Annotated in this window: 18 protein-coding genes and 1 riboswitch; of the genes, 16 read left to right on the forward strand and 2 right to left on the reverse strand. The window is 69.6% G+C overall.

Features of this window, described 5'->3' with window-relative positions; genetic code table 11:
- Positions 1 to 100 precede the first annotated feature (100 nt).
- Together OG246_RS13185 and OG246_RS13190 are read left to right on the forward strand one after the other, a co-directional pair.
- The gene (locus OG246_RS13185) at positions 101 to 832 is read left to right on the forward strand and encodes an HNH endonuclease family protein (RefSeq protein WP_266460456.1); all 732 of its coding nucleotides are present in this window, start codon (positions 101 to 103) and stop codon (positions 830 to 832) included.
- 99 nt (positions 833 to 931) lie between these two features.
- Positions 932 to 1,741: an N-acetyltransferase gene (locus tag OG246_RS13190; protein WP_266460458.1), complete on the forward strand. Its 810-nt coding sequence runs from the start codon at positions 932 to 934 to the stop codon at positions 1,739 to 1,741.
- A gap of 137 nt (positions 1,742 to 1,878) precedes the next feature.
- Here OG246_RS13190 and OG246_RS13195 read toward each other — a convergent pair whose 3' ends face one another.
- Positions 1,879 to 2,574 (reverse strand): hypothetical protein, encoded by a 696-nt coding sequence (locus tag OG246_RS13195; RefSeq protein ID WP_266460461.1) that lies wholly within the window; start codon positions 2,572 to 2,574, stop codon positions 1,879 to 1,881.
- A gap of 250 nt (positions 2,575 to 2,824) precedes the next feature.
- On the opposite strand from OG246_RS13195, the gene OG246_RS13200 reads away from it, so the two are divergent.
- The 6 genes from OG246_RS13200 to OG246_RS13225 all read left to right on the forward strand — a co-directional run bounded on the left by OG246_RS13200 (position 2,825) and on the right by OG246_RS13225 (position 10,426).
- The gene (locus OG246_RS13200) at positions 2,825 to 4,945 is read left to right on the forward strand and encodes an N-6 DNA methylase (RefSeq protein WP_266464167.1); all 2,121 of its coding nucleotides are present in this window, start codon (positions 2,825 to 2,827) and stop codon (positions 4,943 to 4,945) included.
- Between the two features lie 142 nt (positions 4,946 to 5,087).
- Complete coding sequence (locus OG246_RS13205; RefSeq protein WP_266460463.1) at positions 5,088 to 5,708, forward strand: hypothetical protein; 621 nt, start codon at positions 5,088 to 5,090, stop codon at positions 5,706 to 5,708.
- Positions 5,705 to 7,228 (forward strand): serine/threonine-protein kinase, encoded by a 1,524-nt coding sequence (locus OG246_RS13210; protein WP_266460465.1) that lies wholly within the window; start codon positions 5,705 to 5,707, stop codon positions 7,226 to 7,228. The genes OG246_RS13205 and OG246_RS13210 overlap by 4 nt, the downstream gene beginning before the upstream one ends.
- Positions 7,229 to 7,472: 244 nt before the next feature.
- Positions 7,473 to 8,300 carry a glycoside hydrolase domain-containing protein gene (locus OG246_RS13215; protein ID WP_266460468.1) on the forward strand — a complete coding sequence of 276 codons (828 nt, stop codon included), beginning with the start codon at positions 7,473 to 7,475 and terminating at the stop codon, positions 8,298 to 8,300.
- A 196-nt stretch (positions 8,301 to 8,496) separates the two neighbouring features.
- Positions 8,497 to 9,156 (forward strand): SurA N-terminal domain-containing protein, encoded by a 660-nt coding sequence (locus OG246_RS13220; RefSeq protein WP_266460471.1) that lies wholly within the window; start codon positions 8,497 to 8,499, stop codon positions 9,154 to 9,156.
- A gap of 199 nt (positions 9,157 to 9,355) precedes the next feature.
- Complete coding sequence (locus OG246_RS13225) at positions 9,356 to 10,426, forward strand: nucleoside triphosphate pyrophosphohydrolase (RefSeq protein ID WP_266460473.1); 1,071 nt, start codon at positions 9,356 to 9,358, stop codon at positions 10,424 to 10,426.
- Positions 10,427 to 10,541: 115 nt separating this feature from the next.
- On the opposite strand, the gene OG246_RS13230 is transcribed toward OG246_RS13225, so the two are convergent.
- A complete protein-coding gene (locus OG246_RS13230; RefSeq protein WP_266460475.1) occupies positions 10,542 to 11,753 on the reverse strand; it encodes a globin domain-containing protein in 1,212 nt (403 codons plus the stop codon).
- A 158-nt stretch (positions 11,754 to 11,911) separates the two neighbouring features.
- On the opposite strand from OG246_RS13230, the gene OG246_RS13235 reads away from it, so the two are divergent.
- The 8 genes from OG246_RS13235 to OG246_RS13270 all read left to right on the forward strand — a co-directional run bounded on the left by OG246_RS13235 (position 11,912) and on the right by OG246_RS13270 (position 21,082).
- Complete coding sequence (locus OG246_RS13235; protein WP_266460477.1) at positions 11,912 to 13,204, forward strand: cytochrome P450; 1,293 nt, start codon at positions 11,912 to 11,914, stop codon at positions 13,202 to 13,204.
- Positions 13,205 to 13,386: 182 nt separating this feature from the next.
- Positions 13,387 to 14,343 (forward strand): transglycosylase family protein, encoded by a 957-nt coding sequence (locus tag OG246_RS13240; RefSeq protein WP_266460480.1) that lies wholly within the window; start codon positions 13,387 to 13,389, stop codon positions 14,341 to 14,343.
- A 183-nt stretch (positions 14,344 to 14,526) separates the two neighbouring features.
- Positions 14,527 to 14,691, forward strand: a riboswitch (cyclic di-AMP (ydaO/yuaA leader).
- Positions 14,692 to 14,695: 4 nt separating this feature from the next.
- Complete coding sequence (locus tag OG246_RS13245) at positions 14,696 to 15,391, forward strand: transglycosylase family protein (RefSeq protein WP_266460483.1); 696 nt, start codon at positions 14,696 to 14,698, stop codon at positions 15,389 to 15,391.
- Positions 15,392 to 15,726: 335 nt separating this feature from the next.
- On the forward strand, positions 15,727 to 17,013 hold the full coding sequence (eno, locus tag OG246_RS13250; protein ID WP_266460486.1) for a phosphopyruvate hydratase: 1,287 nt from the start codon (positions 15,727 to 15,729) through the stop codon (positions 17,011 to 17,013).
- Between the two features lie 105 nt (positions 17,014 to 17,118).
- Entirely contained in the window at positions 17,119 to 17,595 is a 477-nt protein-coding gene (locus OG246_RS13255) for a septum formation initiator family protein (RefSeq protein WP_266460489.1), read from the forward strand.
- A gap of 105 nt (positions 17,596 to 17,700) precedes the next feature.
- The gene (locus OG246_RS13260) at positions 17,701 to 18,273 is read left to right on the forward strand and encodes a DUF501 domain-containing protein (RefSeq protein WP_266460492.1); all 573 of its coding nucleotides are present in this window, start codon (positions 17,701 to 17,703) and stop codon (positions 18,271 to 18,273) included.
- Positions 18,270 to 19,211, forward strand: a complete 942-nt coding sequence (locus tag OG246_RS13265; protein WP_266460494.1) for a Ppx/GppA phosphatase family protein — start codon at positions 18,270 to 18,272, stop codon at positions 19,209 to 19,211. The genes OG246_RS13260 and OG246_RS13265 overlap by 4 nt, the downstream gene beginning before the upstream one ends.
- 467 nt (positions 19,212 to 19,678) lie before the next feature.
- Positions 19,679 to 21,082 (forward strand): NAD(P)/FAD-dependent oxidoreductase, encoded by a 1,404-nt coding sequence (locus OG246_RS13270; RefSeq protein ID WP_266460496.1) that lies wholly within the window; start codon positions 19,679 to 19,681, stop codon positions 21,080 to 21,082.
- The last annotated feature ends 157 nt before the right edge of the window (positions 21,083 to 21,239 follow it).

Raw genomic sequence — 21,239 nt, forward strand, 5'->3', positions numbered from 1 at the left:
AGGGCGGGTATGGCCGCGGTTCCCCGGCAGCTACCTTGAGGCCATGGGACACGCGCTCGAACAGGGTGCCACCCGGGTAGGCAAAGGGAGGGGCGTCGTTGTGCGTCTGAGGGGTGGGGGTGCCGCGTCTGCGCTGGTGCTGTTCGTGGTCGGTGTGAGCGTCGGTGTCAGTGGCTGCAAGATCGAGCCCGAGGAGGGTTCCGCAGGCCCGGAGGAGACGACGGTCGGCGGCGCCGCTCTTACAGCCGTGGACTCGCTGACCGTGAAGGGGCGCGCGCCCAAGACGGGATACACCAGAGAGAAGTTCGGCACGGCCTGGGCCGACACGGACTCGAACCACTGCGACACCCGCGACGACATCCTCAAACGGGACCTGAAGGACGTGAAGTTCAGCGACGGCGACTGCAAGGTGTCCTCTGGAGTTCTCGACCCGGATCTGTACACCGGCAAGGACGTGAAGTTCACCCGCGGCCGCAGCCTGGTGGACATAGACCACGTCGTCGCGCTCTCGGACGCCTGGCAGAAGGGCGCCAAGTACTGGGACGACAGCAAGCGGATAGCCCTGGCCAACGATCCCCTCAACCTCCGTGCCGTCGACTCGAGCACCAACCGCAGCAAGGGCGACGGCGACACGGCGACCTGGCTCCCGCCCAGCAAGGCGTACCGATGCACGTATGTCGCCGCCCAGGTGGCCGTCAAGAAGAAGTACGAGCTGTGGGTCACCAGCAGCGAGAAGGCCGCGATGAAGCGGGTGCTGGCCAGTTGCCCCGACCAGAAGATCCCTTCGGGCGGCAACCCGACCAACGCGCCGACACGCTTTCACGCGGGCTGACGGCATCACCGGCAGCAACACAGTCAGCACCACCGCCGGGCGCCCGAGGTGGGTGCAAAACCGTTTCGTTGTGGAGCGCCGCCGCCTACGGTGACTGGCATGCAGCTGACGGTGTCGAGTCTCGCCGAGCGCCCGGAGATGCTCGGCCAGGTGGTCGGGATGGCCAACACCTGGCCGGAGTTCCTGCTCCACGACCCGGTGGGCAACGCGCACTACGGCCGGATCGCCACCGAACTCCCTGAGTACGTGCTGTTCGCCGAGGACGAGCACGGGGACGTGGTCGCGCACGCGTACAGCGTTCCCTTCGCACTCATCGACGTGGATGAGGACGATGAGGAGGATGAGCACGAGGAGCGCGAGGCCTACGTCGACGAGGAGGCCGGGGGCGCCCGGGGAATGCTGCCCGCGCGGGGCTGGGACGAAGTGCTGGCCCGGGCGTTCGCCGATCGGCGTCGCGGCACACCGCCTGACACGGTGAGCGCCATCTCGATCGTGGTCGCCCCGCATGTCCAGGGCGGTGGCCTGTCGGGCCGGATGCTCTCGGCGATGCGGGACAACGCCCGTGCGCACGGCTTCGGCGAGGTCGTCGCCCCGGTCCGCCCCAGCGCCAAGCACCTGGAACCGCGGACGCCGATGCAGGAGTACGCGTTCCGGAAGCGTGCCGACGGGCTGCCGCACGACCCGTGGCTGCGCGTCCACGTCCGGGCCGGCGGCGTCATCGAGGCGGTGGCACCGGCGTCCATGACCGTGGCGGCCTCGCTGGAGGAGTGGCGCGCCTGGACGGGGCTGCCCTTCGACACCGAAGGCCTTGTCCAGGTGCCCGGTGCGCTGGTGCCGGTGCACTGCGAAACGGGGCGCGGATACGCCGTATACGTCGAGCCCAATGTGTGGGTGCGGCACACCCTTTGAGCTCGACGTATGGCTGACGTATCTGCTCCGGCCGATCGGCTGATGGGCGCCGGTCTGCGCTGCGGCGAAGAAGAGAAGAAGAGTGGGGGGTGGCGGAGTGTGGGGGGTGAGGGTGGAGATGGGCGGGCCCGCTGCCGTCAGGCGGTCTTCTTCCAGTCCTTGCAGCCGGCGGTCTTGAAGTAGGCGTCGCCGGCGGCGATGGTGACGACGGCGGTACCGGACACGTTGTTGTTGGCGATGATCGAGTCCATGGACTGCGAGGCGTCCTTGGTGCGCTCCCAGTAGCACATGTCGTCCGTGTTGCCGGTGGACTTGTAGGTGCCGGGAGCGATGTCGGCGCCGACTCTGAACATGCCGCCGTTGCCCTTCATCTGCGAGGCGGGCGTGCCGGACGCCTTCGCGTCGACGGCCTCCCAGTCCTTGCAGCCGCTGGACGTGAAGAGCTTGTCGCTCGCCGCGATGGTCACGTAACTGGTGCCGCTGACGTTGTCGTTGGCAAGGAGGGAGTCCACCTCGCCCGAGGAGTCCTTGGCGCGCTCCCAGTAGCACATGTCGTCGGTGTTGCCCGTGGTCCGGTAGGTGCCGGGCTTGATGTCGGTGCCGACCTCGTAGTCGCCTTCCCCCTTGAACGCGATCTTCTTCTCGGCCGCCTGCTCGGCCTCGTCGCTCTTGGCGTCGTCCGGCTTGCCGGACTCGCGCTTGGCGGAGGCGGAGCTGTCCTTGCTCTTGTCGCCGGAACCGCTGTCGCTGTTGCCGCCCGCGTTCGCCGACACCGCGCCGATGACGACGATGCCAACCACGGCCCCCAGTGCGATCTTGCCCTTCGTACCCATGACAGTTCCCTCCCCAAGGCGGCTGTCGCCTCTTTTTCGGCGACCGCTCGTTCGATGGGTCAATAACAACAGAGCTTGTGAACCGAGTCAACACGATTCACGAGGAAGGTTGTGTACACGCGTGTGAAGGGGTGGATCTCGTGTACGCCGGTATGCTCGGCGTCACAGACGGCGCAGGCGGTGACGCCGCGGACCGCGACAGACCGCGGACCGGGACGACGTCGCAGAGCAGGGCGAGAGGAGTTGGGTGGTGCAGGACAACGCGACAGAGGTGACCGCTGCCGGGATCGCGCGGCTCGCCGGGGTCGGCCGCGCTGCCGTCAGTAACTGGCGCCGCCGCCACGCCGACTTCCCCAAGCCGGTCGGCGGCACCGAGACCAGCCCCTCCTTCGCCCTCGCTGAAGTCGAATCATGGCTCCGCGACCAGGGCAAACTCGCCGAAGTCCCGCTGCGTGAACGCGTCTGGCAGCAGCTCGCCGGACACCCCGACGGCCCGGTCACCGCCCTCGTGCACGCCGGCTGCGCCCTCCTGCTCATCCACGACCGCCCCACCGACTGGCTGGAGCTGAGCGCGGGCTCCGACGAGCGCCTCGCCGCCCTGCTGCCCGCCGCGCTGGACCAGGTGATCACCCCCCGTTTCGGCCCACCCCGCGAGCGCGCTGTGAACACCCCGAACACCCACCTCGGCCCACCGCGCGCTGTGAACACCCCGAACACCGCCCCCGGCCCCGGCCCAGCGCGTGCTGTGAACACCCCGACCGGTCCCGAGCTCCTCCCCTCCGTCCCGCTCCTGCGCGGTGCCGCCGAACTCGCGGCCGGGCTGGGTGCGCGGCAGACGTACGAGTTCCTGCTCGGGCGGCATCTCGACGCCAACCCGCGCCAGTACACGCTCACCCCGGGCGGCCTCGCCGAACTCATGGCCGAACTCGCCGGACCCGCCCGCAGGGTGCTCGACCCGGCGTGCGGCACCGGCGCACTGCTGCGTGCCGTCGCGCCCAAGCCCGACCAGGCGCTGTACGGCCAGGACAGCGCACCCGAACTGGCCGCGCTCTCCGGGCTGCGGCTCGCCCTGCACGCGAACGCCGGCATCCGCACCGCCACCGGGGACAGCCTGCGTAAGGACGCGTACGGAGACCTCAGGGCCGACGCCGTGCTGTGCCACCCCCCGTTCAACGAACGCAACTGGGGCCACGACGAACTCGCCTACGACGCCCGCTGGGAGTACGGCTTCCCGGCTCGCACCGAGTCCGAACTGGCCTGGGTCCAGCACGCGTTGGCCCACCTCAAGGAGGGCGGCAGCGCCGTCGTCCTCATGCCGCCCGCCGCCGCCTCGCGCCGCTCGGGCCGCCGCATCCGTGCCGACCTGCTGCGCCGCGGCGCGCTGCGCGCCGTGATCGCCCTCCCGATCGGGGCGGCACCCCCGTACAACATCCCGCTCCACGTGTGGGTGCTGCGCCGCCCCGAAAAGACGCCGGTGCAGCCCGAGTTGCTGCTCGTCGACACCGGCGCGCTGGCCGCCGAAGGCAGGGGCGGCCTCGACTGGGGGGCCGTGCGCACAGCCGTGCTCGACGCCTGGCGGCCCTTCGAGCGCACCGGTACCGCGCAGGGGGAGCCGGGGTTCAGCCGCGCGGTGCCCGTCATCGAACTCCTCGACGACGACGTGGACCTGGCGCCCGCCCGTCATCTGCCGCCGCCCGGCGCGGGGGGAGGCACCGAGGGGCTCGCGACTGTACGTGAGCGCCTCGGCGCGACCCTGCGCCTGACCGCCGGCCTCACGCCCCCCGCGCCCGCATACGCTCCGTCTGCGCGCTGGCCCCTCATCACCGTCGGTGAACTCGTGCGCGGGGGCGCACTGCTGATGCGTACGGGCGGAAACAACGCCCCCGCGCGCGTGCCCGTACTCACCGACCACGACGTCCTCGCCGGAACCGCGCCCTCCGGAAGCCTCCCCGAAACCGACGGGGGCGAGGAAGCGGTACTGGTCGAGACGGGCGATGTCGTCGTCCCCGTACTCGGCGGCGGCTCCACCGCGCGCGTGGTCGACGACGGGACGGCCGGAGCCGCCCTGGGGCGCAACCTCGCCCTCCTGCGCCCCGATCCGGCCGCCCTCGACCCGTGGTTCCTGGCCGGATTCCTGCGCGGCACCGCCAACAACCGCCAGGCCAGCAGCTATGCGTCCACCGCCACCAGGCTCGACGTGCGCCGCCTCCAAGTGCCCCGGCTGTCGCTCGAGGAACAGCGCACGTACGGCGAACGGTTCCGCGCGCTAGCCGAGTTCGAGGACGCGCTCAGGCGCGCGGGCCGCCTCGGCGAACAGCTTGTGCGCGGCATGTACGACGGGCTGACGGACGGGACGGTCGCGCCCGGCTGAGCCCTCGTCGAGTCTCGCGGGGCGGACGATGTGATCGTCACGACAACGGTTCGGTACAACCCGGGACCGGTTGTCCTTGTCGGCCTATACGCTCGGACTTCGAACTTGTACGTCCGTCCTCATCAGGTCACCGGGAGCAGTCATGTACGGCCACGGCGCGGCGCCGCCCTCCCGCAGCTCGGGTACGGTCATCACCCTCCGTGTGCTGTTCACCGCTGCCGGGTTCCTCACCTGCGGCATGCTCGCGTGCATCCCGCTGTTCCGGGTGGCCGTGCTGCGCGGCAAGTGGTTCGACTGGGCGCTGGCCTGGGTGAGCCTGCCGCTGGCGATCGGCGGTCTCATGGTGATCGGCTCGCTGCCCGAGTCGGACCCGAGGACCGATGTCGCGCTGGGCGTCGTGCTCCTGCTGGGTGCGTTCAGCGCCGTGTACTTCCTGTCCGTGGACATCGAGCACCACCGTGCGCGGCCCCCGTTCCCGGGCTACGTGCCGCAGCAGCCGCCCCCGGCCGGATACGGCTACCCGCAGCCCGCGTCCCCGTACACCGCCACGCACCCGCAGACGCCGATGCAGTCGACTCCCGTTCCCCAGGCTCCCGTTCCTCAGACCCCTGTTCCTCAGGCCCCCGTGCCCCAGACCCCCGTTCCGCCGCCCGCGCCGCCGCAGCGCCCCACGCCCGTCCGGATCGACCAGGTGCGTGCCGAACTCGACGAGCTCAGTGACTACCTGCGCAAGCACGAGGGCAACCACGAGGACGGCAGATGAGCGTCGCGACGAGGCGTGTGGTCGCCGACCGCTACGAGCTGTCCACGCTCATAGGGCAGGGCGGCATGGGCCAGGTGTGGACGGCCTACGACCAGCGACTTGACCGGCGTGTCGCCGTCAAGCTGCTGCGCCCCGACAAGGTCGCGGGCCAGGAGGCCGACGAACTGCGCCGCCGTTTCGTGCGCGAGTGCCGCGTCACCGCGCAGGTCGACCACCCCGGCCTGGTCACGGTCCACGACGCGGGCAGCGACGACGAGGAGCTGTTCCTCGTCATGCAGTACGTCGACGGGGCCGACCTCTCCGACCACCTCGCCGAACACGACCCCTACCCGTGGCAGTGGGCCGTCGCGGTCGCCGCGCAACTGTGCGCCGTGCTGAGCGCCGTGCATGCCGTTCCGATCGTCCACCGCGACCTGAAACCGCGGAACGTGATGGTCAAGCAGGACGGCACGGTCACCGTCCTCGACCTCGGCGTCGCCTCCGTCATGGACACCGACACCACCCGCCTGACCCACACCGGCTCACCCATCGGCAGCCCCGCCTACATGGCGCCCGAACAGGCGATGGGCGGCGCGGTCGGCCCGTACACGGACCTGTACGCACTCGGCGTACTCCTCCATGAACTCCTCAGCGGAGACGTGCCGTTCGCGGGCTCGACCGCCCTCGGTGTGCTGCACCGGCACCTCTACGAACCGCCGCTCCCGGTGCGCCGGCTGCGCCCCGAGGTCCCGCCCGCCCTGGAGGGTCTCGTCCTGCGACTGCTCTCCAAGGACCCGCAGCACCGGCCGGCGTCCGCGCAGGAGACGTACGAGCAGCTGCTCCCGCTGCTTCCGGCGCGCGGCATGCCCACAGGCGCCCCACTCGACCCCACGCGCCCCTTCCTGCGCCCGCACGCCCCGTGGCCGGACCGCGCGCGCACGCCCGCGTCACAGCCGCAGGCCGCGCCCGCCGTGGAGAAGGCCGACGTCGTGGGCGCCGTCGACGAGGTCAAGCGCCTCCTCGGCGAAGGGCGCATCACGCAGGCCGTCGACATCCTCGGCGCGATCCTCCCGGCGGCCGCCGCCGAACACGGCGCGCACTCCCCAGTCGTGCGCACCCTGCGCAAGCAGTACGCGGCCACGCTCATGGACGACGGACAGTACCGGCGCGCGCTGCCCGAACTGCGCCGTCTCGCCGACGAACGCGCCTCCGAGGCAGGCCAGTCCGACCCGCAGTCCCTGCGCTTCCGCTACGAGGCCGCGCAGTGCCTGGAACAGCTCGGGGAACCCGCCGCCGCGCTCGCGGAGTACCGCGCGCTGCTGCCGTACTACGAGAACCAGTACGTCGCCGGTGACCCCGAACTCTCCCTCGAAGTCCGCCGCCGCATAGGCCACTTGCTCCTCGCCCTCGGTGACCGCGCCGCCGCCCACGACACACTGGCCCGGCTGCTGCACGACGTGGAACGCCTGCGCGGGCCCGGACACCCGATGGCGGCGGAGATCCGGCGGACGCTGCAGTGGCTGGGACAGGTGCGGGGCTAGACCGCGGCTGGCCCCGCAGCCCGAACGCGCACAGGTTTTGCTCCCGCTTGGCCGAACCATGTGGTGATCAAGGCCCGGGGTTTCCCGAACGCGGATGCGACACCGGATACGTTGCGATCCGTCTCCGCAACGAAGGAGACGCAAAGTCGGCGCAAAAGCAGCGCACAAGCCGGCGCGCGATTCAACGCGCAGGTCGGTGTGCGAGTCGGCACGCAATCGGAGCTCAACCAGGGGTGGGTCACGCATGTCCAACCATCGTCAGTCGAAGAAGCGCAGATACGCCGCCTGGGCCGCGGCCGGCGCCGCCGTGGTCGCCGGAGCCGGCATCGCCGCGCAGAACTCCATGGCGGCCACCACCTGGCCCGCCCAACGGACGTACACCGGCCGCGCCTTCGACACCTGCGCCGCCCCCTCGCTCAACGCGATGAAGGCCTGGCACGGCGGGCTCTACGGCGCCGCCGCCGTCTACATCGGCGGCAAGAACCGCGGCTGCGCCCAGCCCAACCTCACCGCGTCCTGGGTGAAATCGGTCAGCACGGTCGGCTGGAAACTCATCCCGCTGTACGTCGGCGCCCAGCCGCCCTGCCAGACCGGCTCCAGCCCCGAGAAGATCACCGCCGCCACCGCCGCCTCACTCGGCGCCACCGACGCCGCGGACGCCGTGGCCAAGGCCTCGGCCCTCGGCATGAAGGCCGGCAGCCCGGTCTACCTGGACATGGAGGCGTACGACATCACCAACGCGGCCTGCAACAAGGCGGTACTCACGTACGTACGCGCCTTCGACAAGGCTCTGCGCGCCAAGACGTACCGCAGCGGCTACTACGGCTTCACCAGCTCCAGCGCCAAGGCCATCGCCAACGCGACCGACCGCACGGACCTGCCGGGCAACATGTGGTACGCCCTGTGGGACAAGCAGAACACCACCACGACCGACTGGCCGTTCGCCGCCACTCTGTGGACCAACCACAGCCGCGCCCACCAGTACATGGTGAACAGCAAGGAGACCCGCGGCGGTTACACGATCACGGTGGACCGGGACGCGTGGGACGCGCCGGTGGCGATCACCGGCTGAGGACATGCGCCGCAGCGACGGCAGCGATCACCGGCTGGGGCGAGCTGGAGTGGGCTGAGGGCGATCTGTCGGTGCGGCGGTGCCTGAACTGCTTGCGAATCGTTGGTCGAATGGGTGGCCGAGAGCTGAGCCACTGCCTAACATCGATCACCGCAAGACTTTGTGCACCGCCGCACAATCTCCTCGGGAGGCTTCCTTGCACCGCCGCCGTCGCACCGCGCTCGTCCTCTCCGCCGCGATCGTTGCCGCGGCCCCCCTGCTCACCGCCTGCGGCAGCGAGGCACATCCCGGTGCCGCGGCCGTCGTCGGCGGGCAGCGGATCACCATCGCGCAGCTGGAAACCCGCGTGAACGAGGTGCGTACGGCACAGCGCGCCGCCACCACGGACGAGGCCCAGTACGAGCAGGCCGTCGCCAAGACCTCCGGCCTCACCCGCAACACCCTGCACACCATGGTCCTCGACCGGGTCCTGGACGAGGCCGCGGAGAACGCGGGCGTCAGCGTCACCCGCAAGGACACCCAGCAACTGCGCACGTCCCTGGAGCAGCAGGCGGGCGGCGCGAAGGAGCTGGAGGCGGCCTGGCTGACCCAGTACGGGGTGGCGCCCAAGCGTCTCGACGAAAGCCTCCGCACCGAGATCGAGGCCCAGAAGCTCGCCGCCGCGATCGGCGCCGACATGAACACCACCGAGGGCCAGGCCACCTTCTGGAAGGCGATGTCCGAGGCCTCCAAGACACTGGACGTCGACCTGAACCCGCGCTACGGCGCCTGGGACGTCAAGCAGAGCAGCCGCGTCGACGTGAAGACGCCGTGGCTGCGGGAGGTCACGGCGGACCAGACACAGGAGACGACGTAACGGGTTTCGCCGCGGGCGGGGGCTGTGGATAAACGGTTCGGCCGCGGGGCTCGCGGATAGGGTCCCGGTACTCGCGGACACGTTGGTGCGGCCGTCCGGCCTGGGAACAGGCGGGCGGCGACCTGGCCCGGGAACGGGCGGGCGACCCGGCCTGTGGATAACCGCGGGGGCTGTCGGCGGCGTGGGTTACGTTCGATGGGTGAACGCAACCAGCTTCGACGGCGACCCGAACGCGACGACCGGCCCCGACGGCGACCCGACCGCCACCGGCTCGGACTTCGCCGCCCCCGCCGCTGCCCCGGCTCCCGGCCGTATCGTCCTGCTCACCACCAGCCACCGCGTCGCCCCCGGACTGCTGTCCTGGCCCGCCTGGCAGGCACTGCGCGGCGCCGACCAGGTCCTGTGCGCGGACGGCACGCACCCGCAGCTGCCCTACCTCCGCGAGGCGGGCGTCACCGTCGACGAGACCGCCCCCAACGCCCAGGAACTGGTCGACGCCTGTGCCGGTGGCCGCACGGTGGTCGTCGTCGCCACCGGCGAGGGCGAGCCGCGGCTGACCGACGGCCTGGCCAGGCTCGCGGGCTCCGGCCGCATACAGATGCCGGACCTGGAGCTGCTCCCCGCCTCGTACGACCTCCCGGGCGCCCGCCTCCTCGACCTCGTCCAGGTCATGGACCGTATCCGCCTCGAATGCCCCTGGTCCTCCCAGCAGACCCACAAGGGCCTGGCGAAGTACGGCATCGAGGAGGCGTACGAGCTGGTCGAGGCGATCGAGGAGGGTGACCGCGACGAGCTGCGGGAAGAGCTCGGCGACGTCCTGCTCCAGGTCGTGTTCCACGCCCGTATCGCCGAGGAGGGCGGTCCGGAGGACGAGGACGCCCCCTTCTCCATCGACGACGTCGCCGGCGGCATCGTCACCAAGCTGATCCACCGCCACCCGCACGTCTTCGGAGACGAGACGGCCACGACCCCCGAGGAGGTCAAGGAGCACTGGCTGCGCACCAAGGCCGAGGAGAAGCGGCGCACATCAGTGACCGAGGGAATCCCGCTGGGGCAGCCGGGCCTGGCACTGGCGGCGAAACTGGCATCCCGGGTGCGTACGGCAGGACTTGACGTCGAGCTTCCCCGAGGCGAGGGCGTCGGCTACGAACTACTGGCCATAGCCACGCGCGCCGAGGCCGAGGGCGTGGACCCGGAGGCGGCGCTACGGGCGGCGGCACGGGCGTACCGTGACGCGATCCGCGCGACGGAGGGACCTGCGGAGGGATGACGGCCGGGGCGCCTGTAGACCGGGGGCCTGTAGAGGGACGAGGGCCGCAGCCGAGCAGGAGCCTCCGGCGGAGAGATGCAAGCCGCAGCCGAGCGGGCCCGCAGAGGAATGAGGGTCACGCGCCCGGCGCGCGGCCGGCCGGGTTGTGCCAGTTCGGCGGCGGACGGTCGAGCAACCACTCCGCCGTGCCCAGCGGCCGGGTCCGGCCCTCACCGGTCGGCGCCAGGAGGTCGTGGAAGATCCGCTCCGCCGGAGCACCCAGCGCCGGAAGCTCGCCGCTGATCTCGTCGACGAGCTTGGGCGGGCCGGCCAGATAGACGTCACTCCGCTCCCAGCCCGCGCGGTTGCCCAGCGCGGTCAGCAGCCGCTCGGTCGCCTGGGCCTTGGGCCGGCCGGGCGCGGGGGTGATGAACGTGACCGAAAGCAGAGGCAGTCGGGCCTGAAGCCGTTCGACGGCGGACCGGTCGTACAGATAGGAGGTGTCGCGGGCGACGAGAAAAAGCCGGGCCTCGTGCGAGTCGCCGAGCTGCTGCAGAAGCGCCTTGACGGGCGCCCACCCTGTGCCCGCTGCGATGAACGTCAGCGACCGCTCACCGGGCGTCCGCAGGGTCAGCCCGCCACCGGGTGCCCCGAGCCGCAGGACGTCCCCTTCCCGCGTCTGCCGGACCAGGGCCGTGGAGAGCACCCCGCCCTCGACCCGGCTGATGTGCAGGTCGACGGTGTGGTCGACGCGGGGCGCGTTGCCCAGCGAGTACGGCCGCCAAATACCCGGCAGATGCGGGGCGTTGACACTGACGTACTGGCCGGGGGAGTACCGCAGCCGTCGGTCGGGCTGAAGGGTCAGTACGACGAGATCGTCACCGTGCCGCGTCCGGGCCACCACTTCGGCATCCCACCAAGGCGGTTCACCCTCCTGCTGCGCCTCCCACGCACCCTGGAGCATCACATTGGCGATCGCCCCGTACGCCTCGGACCACGCCTTCTCGACCTCCGCGTTCCACGCCGACCCCGCGACGACGGTGAACGCGGCGATCAGACTCGCCCCCACGGCGGCGTAGTGATCCGGCTCCGCCAGATACTTCCGGTGATCCCGCCCCAGCTCCCGCAGATACTCCGGCAGCGCCGGATCCCCCAACCGCTCCATCACATACGTCAGCGCCGCGAACAACCGATCCCGCTGCCGTTCCATGTCCTCAGGGAAGTCCAGCGGAAACAGCGCGCGTACCTCCGGGTTGTGCCGGAACAGATGCGAGTAGAAGTACTTGACCGCGAACTCGGCCCGTCTCTCGACGACCGCGAAGCTGGATCTGAGTATTTCGGGGTCCACTTCGCGAATGTAGGGACTTGTCGAGCCGCAGAGTCAAACAGCAGGTGATTTGCGGACAGCCTGGGGTGAAGTGTGCGGGGCGGCCGGCACCGTGGTCCGGGTCGGCCGGACAAGGCCTCCTCGCCTGCCCGGACACCGTCCCCGGATACGGTCAAGGTGTGACCGAGCACCCCACCCCCGCAGGCCCTGCCCCCGAACTCTTCAGCTGGGAGTTCGCCACCAACCCCTACCCGGCGTACGCCTGGCTCCGCGAGCACGCCCCCGTGCACAGGACCCGGCTGCCCAGCGGTGTGGAGGCCTGGCTCGTCACCCGGTACGCCGACGCCAAGCAGGCTCTCGCCGACGGACGGCTCAGCAAGAACCCGGCGCATCACGACGAACCCGCCCATGCCAAGGGCAAGACGGGCATCCCGGGTGAGCGCAAGGCCGAGCTGATGACGCATCTGCTCAACATCGATCCGCCGGATCACACCCGGCTGCGCCGGCTCGTCAGCAAGGCGTTCACGCCCCGCCGGGTGGCCGAGTTCGCGCCGCGCGTGCAGGAGATCACCGATCACCTCATCGACCAGTTCGCGGAGAAGGGGTCCGCCGACCTGATCCACGAGTTCGCCTTCCCGCTCCCCATCTACGCCATCTGCGAGCTCCTCGGCGTCCCCCGCGAGGACCAGGACGACTTCCGGGACTGGGCGGGGATGATGATCCGGCACGGGGGAGGGCCGCGGGGCGGTGTCGCACGGTCCGTCAAGAAGATGCGCGGATATCTGGCCGAGCTGATCCACCGCAAGCGCGAGGCGCTGCCCGATCACCCCGCCCCCGGCGAGGACCTCGTCTCCGGCCTCATCCGCGCCTCCGACCACGGCGAGCACCTCACGGAGAACGAGGTGGTGGCCATGGCCTTCATCCTCCTGTTTGCCGGTTTTGAGACGACCGTGAACTTGATCGGCAACGGCACGTACGCCCTCCTCACCCACCCCGAGCAGCGACAGCGACTGCAGAAGTCCCTTGCCGCCGGGGAGAGTGGACTGCTCGAAACCGGTGTCGAGGAGCTCCTTCGCTTCGACGGCCCTGTGGAGCTGGCCACTTGGCGGTTCGCGACCGAGGCCGTCCGGCTCGGCGGACAGGACATCGCACCCGGCGACCCCGTCCTCGTCGTACTGGCGGCTGCGGACCGTGACCCCGAACGCTTCGCGCAGCCGGACACCCTCGACCTCTCCCGCCGTGACAACCAGCATCTCGGCTACGGACACGGCATCCACTACTGCCTCGGCGCCCCCCTCGCCCGCCTGGAGGGCCAGACCGCGCTTGCAACCCTCCTCACCCGCCTCCCCGACCTCCAACTCGCGGGAGATTCCGACGATTTGCGATGGCGCGGTGGGCTCATTATGCGCGGATTGCGCACACTTCCAGTGGAGTTCGCGCCTCCGCTCCAGTTGTCCACCGGGCCTTCGTAAGGCACTTCGGGGGCGCGAAAAGCTGACGGTCCATCAACATTGTGATCTTCACGTGATCTACGCTGCATCGACTTGTGACAAGCGTTCGAGTGCCGATACGTTCAATGACCAGCGCGGATCATCCGTCGCAGACGTCTCCGTACGTCGCTTTAGTCACCTGCTGTCACGTGAAAGGCTTCCGCATGCTCTCCGGGAACGGCCGCCATCGTCGCCCCCGTCAGGCTCCGGCTCTCATCGTCGCGGCAGGAGTGACCGGATCGGCCATCGCGATCCCGTTGCTCGGTGCCACGAGTGCGAGCGCGGCCGACGCCACCACCTGGGACCGTGTCGCGGAGTGCGAGACGGGCGCCTCCTGGAGCGACAACACCGGTGACGGGTACTACGGCGGGCTGCACTTGACCCAGTGGGACTGGGAGAACTACGGCGGCATCGAATACGCCCCGAGCGCCGACCAGGCCAGCCGCTCGCAGCAGATAGCCGTCGCCGAGAAGATCCTCGACGGCCGGGGAGTCGTCGCCTGGCCCACCTGCGGACCCCTCTCCGGGCTCAGCAAGGACTCGGCTTCGGCGGACGTCGACACGGGTGTGTCGGACGACTCGTCGTCCGACGCCTCCACTTCGGACTCCTCCGACTCTTCGAGCTCGGAATCGACCGACTCATCCGGTTCGCTCGACTTGTCTGCTTCGTCCAGCCCCTCTCCGTCCGCCTCGTCCTCGTCCGACACATCGACCAAGTCCGACACTTCGGGCGCGGATGAGGGTGCGGACTCGAGCGCGACAAACGATGACGACTCGGACAAGTCGGCCCAGAGTGACGACTCTTCGGATGCGTCCGACAGTGCGACGACCGGCGCCGGGCGACACCGCGGCGACACCGCCACCGAGGGCACGACCGACGGCCGTACGGACAGCACGGCCGGGCGGCATGCCTCGCGTGACTCCGACGGCCTTCGCGGCGTCGTCGACGGTTCGTACGTCGTCCGCGTCGGCGACAGTCTCTCGGCCATCGCCGACGCCCTTGGCCTCGAAGGCGGATGGACCGAGCTGTACGCCGAGAACGTGGCGACGGTGGGCACCGACGCGAACCTCATCCTCCCCGGTCAGAGCCTTGCAGTTGGTGCCGAACCGGGCGAAAAGTAGCGGGAGTTCGCGTCATGGTTCGCCATGGAATGTCCGGTTTGGTGAGAATGAGAGATGGATCTCAGACCCCCTGATCGTCTTTGAAATTCCACCGATCGCCTGCTTACGGTCGTGACCGCTCGCCACAGCGGGCCCCGACGATCGCAACGCCGAATCCTGCCAGCGGCCGTACGGGAACAGTCGTCGCGTCAAGCGCCGTAGGCAGGAGCGGGGGACCCAAGGTAAGTGCCGAGCCCGGTGGTTGACCGGGAGCGGCTTGGGGTGAAGACGTGCGCCGAGAGGTGCGCGACCGGGCACTCACCCGCCCGAACCCGACAGCTCACCTCGCAGGCGTCGGTGAGGGGATCACTTCATGCTGCGTTCGTGCAAGGGCAAGCACCGTCGCCCGTCCAAGGTCACCCGCATTGCCACGCTCGCCGGGGTGACCGGCGTCGCCGTCGCCGCCCCGCTGATGGCGTCCGGCACCGCCTCCGCCGCCACCACCTCCGAGTGGGACACCGTCGCCCAGTGCGAGTCCGGCGGCAACTGGGCCATCAACACCGGCAACGGTTACTACGGCGGTCTGCAGTTCTCCTCCTCCACCTGGTCCGCGTACGGCGGCAGCGCTTACGCCGCCACCGCCGACCAGGCCTCCAAGTCCCAGCAGATAACGGTCGCCGAGAAGGTCCTCGCCGCACAGGGCAAGGGTGCCTGGCCGTCCTGCGGCACGGGCCTGTCGAGCGCCGCGTACGACGGTGGTACGAGCGACTCGTCGTCGTCCTCGTCCTCCTCGTCGTCGAGCAGCGAGCAGAGCACCACTCCTTCGCAGCAGTCGAACACGTCCACCGCGACGACCAAGACCGCCAAGGCGAAGACCGTCGAGACCCCGACCGGCAAGAAGGTCAAGAAGGGTGACGGCGAGTACAAGGTGAAGAAGAACGACACCCTCAGCGCCATCGCCGAGGCGAAGAACGTCAAGGGCGGCTGGCAGCAGCTGCTCAAGCTGAACAAGGACATCATCGACGACGCGGACTTCATCTACCCGGGTCAGCAGCTGCACCTCAGCTGAGGTCCGAGAGCTGAGGGACAGCGGTTGTCGGCCCACGGCGGTCGGCTGACACCAGGCTCGTAGCTGAACCTCAGCTCTCTCCTATACGTGGTCTCCATACTGAAGGCCTCGTGTGGGTCACCCCCGTCCCCACGGGCTCCCCGCTCCGGTGCGTGTTCCCCCGTACGCACCGGGGCGGGGTTTTTCATTCCTTTTTTGTTCCGTTCTGGAACAATGTTTACCCTGTGTTCTGCCCAAGGGGTGGTCGACCGGCTGGCCGATCGCTCCGAGCCGGTTAGGCTCATCCCGCAGGGTTCCAAAAAGCCCCGCGTACCCGCGTCACATCCCAGAAGGAGATGCTCGTGCCGTCCATCGACGTCGTCGTAGCCCGGGAAATCCTCGACTCGCGAGGCAACCCCACCGTCGAGGTCGAGGTCGGCCTCGATGACGGCAGCACCGGTCGTGCCGCCGTCCCGTCCGGCGCCTCCACCGGCGCCTTCGAGGCCATCGAGCTCCGCGACGGTGACCCCAACCGCTACCACGGCAAGGGTGTCGAGAAGGCCGTCCTCGCGGTCATCGAGCAGATCGGCCCGGAGCTCGTCGGTTACGACGCCACCGAGCAGCGCCTGATCGACCAGGCGATGTTCGACCTGGACGCCACCGACAACAAGGGCTCGCTCGGCGCCAACGCCATCCTCGGCGTCTCCCTCGCCGTCGCGCACGCCGCCTCCGAGGCCAGCGACCTCCCCCTCTTCCGCTACCTGGGCGGCCCGAACGCGCACCTGCTGCCCGTTCCGATGATGAACATCCTCAACGGCGGGTCGCACGCGGACTCGAACGTCGACATCCAGGAGTTCATGATCGCCCCGATCGGCGCGGAGTCCTTCTCCGAGGCGCTGCGCTGGGGCGCCGAGGTCTACCACACCCTCAAGAAGGTGCTGAAGACCAAGGGCCTGTCCACCGGCCTCGGCGACGAGGGCGGCTTCGCCCCGAACCTGGAGTCCAACCGCGCCGCGCTCGACCTCATCGTCGAGGCCATCAAGCAGGCCGGTTACATCCCCGGCGAGCAGATCGCGCTCGCGCTCGACGTCGCCGCGTCCGAGTTCTACAAGGACGGCAAGTACGAGTTCGAGGGCAAGTCCCGCTCGGCCGCCGAGATGACCGAGTACTACGAGGAGCTCGTCTCCGCGTACCCGCTCGTCTCCATCGAGGACCCGCTGTACGAGGACGACTGGGCCGGCTGGAAGGTCATCACCGAGAAGATCGGTGACAAGGTCCAGATCGTCGGTGACGACCTGTTCGTCACCAACCCCGAGCGCCTGGCCCGTGGCATCGAGGAGGGCTCGGCCAACGCCCTGCTCGTCAAGGTGAACCAGATCGGCTCGCTGACCGAGACCCTGGACGCCGTCGAGATGGCGCAGCGCAACGGCTTCAAGTGCATGATGTCGCACCGCTCCGGTGAGACCGAGGACGTCACCATCGCCGACCTCGCCGTCGCGGTGAACTGCGGTCAGATCAAGACCGGCGCCCCGGCCCGCTCGGACCGCGTCGCCAAGTACAACCAGCTGCTGCGCATCGAGGAGATCCTCGACGACGCCGCGGTGTACGCCGGTCGCAGCGCCTTCCCCCGCTTCAAGGGCTGAGCCGTACCGGCTTAGGAAGCGTCGTACGTACGTCCCCGTACTCGGTCCCGTACCGTGTGCGGGGACGTACGCACGTGACGGGTTTGTACCGGGGAGGCGGGACTCATGGCCGTGAAGGACCGGGACCGGTTCTCCACCGCGACCAGGCTGAAGCTGCTCGGCGAGCAGACGGCGGCCCGGGTCTACCGCTCCCAGACCAAGCGTCAGGCGCGCCGCTCGCGGCTCACCGGGCGGGCGGCGCTCCTCGCCCTCGTCCTCTGTTCGCTGGTCGTGGCCCTCGCGTACCCGATAAGGCAGTACGTGTCCCAGCGTGCCGAGATCGCCGATCTGCAGCAGCAGCGCGAGCAGGCCCGTGCGCGGGTCGAGCAGCTGCGTGACCTCAAGGCGCGGTGGCAGGACGACGCGTACGCGGAGCAGCAGATCCGGGACCGGCTGCACTATGTGATGCCGGGGGAGACCGGCTACATCGTGATCGACCCGGACGCGGCGAAGCAGTCCCGCGCCGGCCAGGGGGCGGCCGACCGTCCCTGGTACGCGAACGTCTGGGACGGTGTGGACAAGGCCGACGCCGCCGACCGGTGAACGAACCGATCGACAGTTCATCGGCGGGCCGACCGGCCGATCGACTGACTGAATCGGCAGACCGACCGATTGACCGACCGACCAGAAAGACATGTGACTCACGGCATGGAAACGCCACCGCCGCCCACCCCGCGCACCGAGCCGACCGACGCGGACGTCGAGGCCTTCAAGCAGCAGCTGGGGCGACCGCCGCGCGGGTTGCGCGCGATCGCGCACCGCTGTCCCTGCGGTCAGCCGGACGTGGTGGAGACGGCGCCCCGCCTGCCCGACGGAACCCCGTTCCCGACGACGTACTACCTGACGTGCCCGCGTGCCGCTTCCGCGATCGGCACGCTGGAGGCCAACGGGGTCATGAAGGAGATGACGGACCGTCTGGCGAGCGATCCGGAGCTGGCCGCCGCGTATCGCGCCGCTCACGAGGACTACATCGCCCGGCGTGACTCCATCGAGGTCCTGGAGGGCTTCCCCAGCGCGGGCGGCATGCCGGACCGGGTGAAGTGCCTCCATGTGCTGGTGGGCCACTCCCTGGCGGCGGGTCCGGGCGTGAACCCGCTGGGCGACGAGGCGATCGCGATGCTGCCGGAGTGGTGGCGCAAGGGGCCCTGCGTGACGTCCTCGGAGGACTCGCGGCAGCCCGGCGCCGAGGCGTCCCCCGCCGCAGAGGAGGCCGCCAAGTGACCCGTGTCGCCGCCATCGACTGCGGTACGAACTCGATCCGGCTGCTCGTCGCCGACGCGGACCCGGAGACGGGCGAACTCGTCGACCTGGACCGCCGTATGACGATCGTGCGGCTCGGCCAGGGCGTCGACCGGACCGGGCGGCTCGCCCCGGAGGCACTGGAGCGGACCTTCGCCGCCTGCCGTGAGTACGCGGCGATCATCAAGGAGCACGGGGCGGAGAGGCTGCGGTTCGTGGCGACCTCCGCCTCCCGTGACGCCGAGAACCGGGACGAGTTCGTGCGCGGGGTGCTGGACATCCTGGGTGTCGAGCCGGAGGTGATCACCGGTGACCAGGAGGCGGAGTTCTCCTTCACCGGCGCCACCAAGGAGCTGACCGGCCGGGACGACCTCGCCAAGCCGTACCTGGTGGTGGACATCGGCGGCGGGTCCACGGAGTTCGTCGTGGGCGAGGAGCATGTGCGTGCCGCGCGCTCCGTCGACATCGGCTGTGTACGGATGACCGAGCGTCACCTCGTGCACGAGGGCAAGGTCAGTGACCCGCCGACGTCCGCCGAGGTCGAGGCGATCCGCGTCGACATCGGGGCGGCCCTGGACCTCGCGGAGCTGACCGTGCCGTTGCGCGAGGCGCGCACGCTGGTCGGTCTTGCGGGCTCGGTCACCACGGTCTCGGCGATCGCGCAGAACCTCCCCGAGTACGACTCGGTCGCCATCCACCACTCCCGGGTCCCGTACGACCGCGTCCGTGAGATCACCGAGTCGCTGGTGGGCTCGACGCACGCCGAACGCGCCGCGATCCCCTCGATGCATCCGGGTCGCGTCGACGTCATCGCCGCCGGGGCCCTCGTGCTCCTCTCGATCATGGAGCGGATCGGCGCGACGGAGGTCGTGGTCAGCGAGCACGACATCCTCGACGGGATCGCCTGGTCGATTGCTTAGCGGTGGTGCTCAGCGGTGGCGCGAGGGGGGCTCTGCGGCCCCTCGATCCGCCTCTCCTGAGCAGGTCGGACAACGTATGAGCGCACTTCAGGGCCCTGGAAAACCTCTCGGCGACGCGCCGTCGGAAAAGTTCGTGAAGTTCTTCACAAGGAAAACGGCCCTGTTGGGCGAGGATTTCTTCCCCAGGGCCCTTCCGGGGGGCTCACCAGGCAGGGAAGGGTGCTCACCGGAGCGTTCGGGGCGTGTTTCGGGCGTGTGAAACGGGGGCCGGATCGGCTGGTTCACAGGGGCCTCGCAGGGGCGGAGTGGCAGCTCACGCGGTGTTGACAACGGTCCGCACCACACGGTGGTTCCCCCCTGGCGCCATGACCTGAGTCACGTGGGCGGCGGAGTGTAGCAGAGGGTCCACCCATGCTTGTGAAGGGGCTCACGAGCGACCCCCCTGGGGCAGGTGGATACTCGATGGCATGAGCACCACGGAGCGTCCCAGGATCCTCGTAGTAGGCGGTGGGTACGTAGGCCTGTACGCAGCTCGGCGCATTCTCAAGAAGATGCGCTACGGAGAGGCGACCGTCACGGTTGTCGACCCCCGGTCGTACATGACCTACCAGCCCTTCCTCCCCGAAGCCGCCGCCGGCAGCATCTCCCCGCGGCATGTCGTCGTCCCGTTGCGACGCGTGCTCCCCAAGGCGGAGGTCCTCACCGGTCGGGTCACCACCATCGATCAGGACCGCAAGGTCGCGACGATCGCCCCCCTCGTGGGTGAGGCGTACGAGCTGCCTTTCGACTACCTCGTCGTCGCGATGGGCGCGGTCTCGCGCACCTTCCCGATCCCCGGCCTCGCCGAGCAGGGCATCGGTATGAAGGGCATCGAGGAGGCCATCGGCCTACGCAACCACGTCCTCGAGCAGCTCGACAAGGCTGACTCCACGACGGACGAAGAGGTCCGCCGCAAGGCGTTGACCTTCGTCTTCGTCGGCGGTGGCTTCGCGGGTGCGGAGACCATCGGTGAGGTCGAGGACATGGCCCGCGACGCGTCGAAGTACTACACCAACGTGTCCCGCGAGGACATGCGGTTCGTCCTCGTCGACGCGGCGGACAAGATCCTTCCCGAGGTCGGCCCCAAGCTCGGCCTGTACGGCAAGGAGCACCTGGAGAGCCGCGGCGTGGAGATCTACCTCTCCACCTCCATGGACTCCTGCGTCGACGGCCACGTCGTGCTCAAGAACGGCCTCGAGGTCGACTCCAACACGATCGTCTGGACGGCCGGCGTCAAGCCGAACCCCGTTCTCTCCCGCTTCGGTCTGCCGCTCGGCCCGCGCGGTCACGTGGACACGCAGACCACGCTCCAGGTGCAGGGCACGGACTACATCTGGGCCGCGGGCGACAACGCCCAGGTTCCGGACGCCGCCGCCCGCAAGGCCGGTGTCGAGAACGCCTGGTGCCCGCCGAACGCCCAGCACGCGCTGCGTCAGGCGAAGGTCCTCGGCGACAACGTGATCTCCGGTATGCGGGGCTTCCCGCAGAAGGAGTACTCGCACGCCAACAAGGGTGCGGTGGCGGGCCTCGGCCTCCACAAGGGCGTCGCGATGATCGTCATGGGCAAGATGAAGATCAAGGTCAAGGGCCGTCTCGCCTGGTACATGCACCGTGGCTACCACGGCATGGCGATGCCGACCTGGAACCGGAAGATCCGCGTCTTCGCTGACTGGACGCTGGCGATGTTCCTCAAGCGTGAGGTCGTCTCGCTCGGTGCCATGGAGACTCCCCGCGAGGAGTTCTACGAGGCCGCGAAGCCCGCGCCCGCCCCGGCGGCTGCTGCCGCGCCCGCAGCGCCCGCCAAGACCGAGGAGAAGGCCAAGGCCTCCTGACCTCCGGTCACCGAACGCCCCGAAGGGGCCTCCCGCCATCCGTGGTGCGGGAGGCCCCTTCGGCGTTCCCCCGGCGTCCCCTTCGGCGTTTTCGCGACGGCAGAGGCATCACCAAAAACATGGCCCATGCACGTATTTTGCGAAGCCGTAACGCGGA

The sequence above is a fragment of the Streptomyces sp. NBC_00620 genome, assembly GCF_026341825.1.
GTDB lineage: Bacteria > Actinomycetota > Actinomycetes > Streptomycetales > Streptomycetaceae > Streptomyces.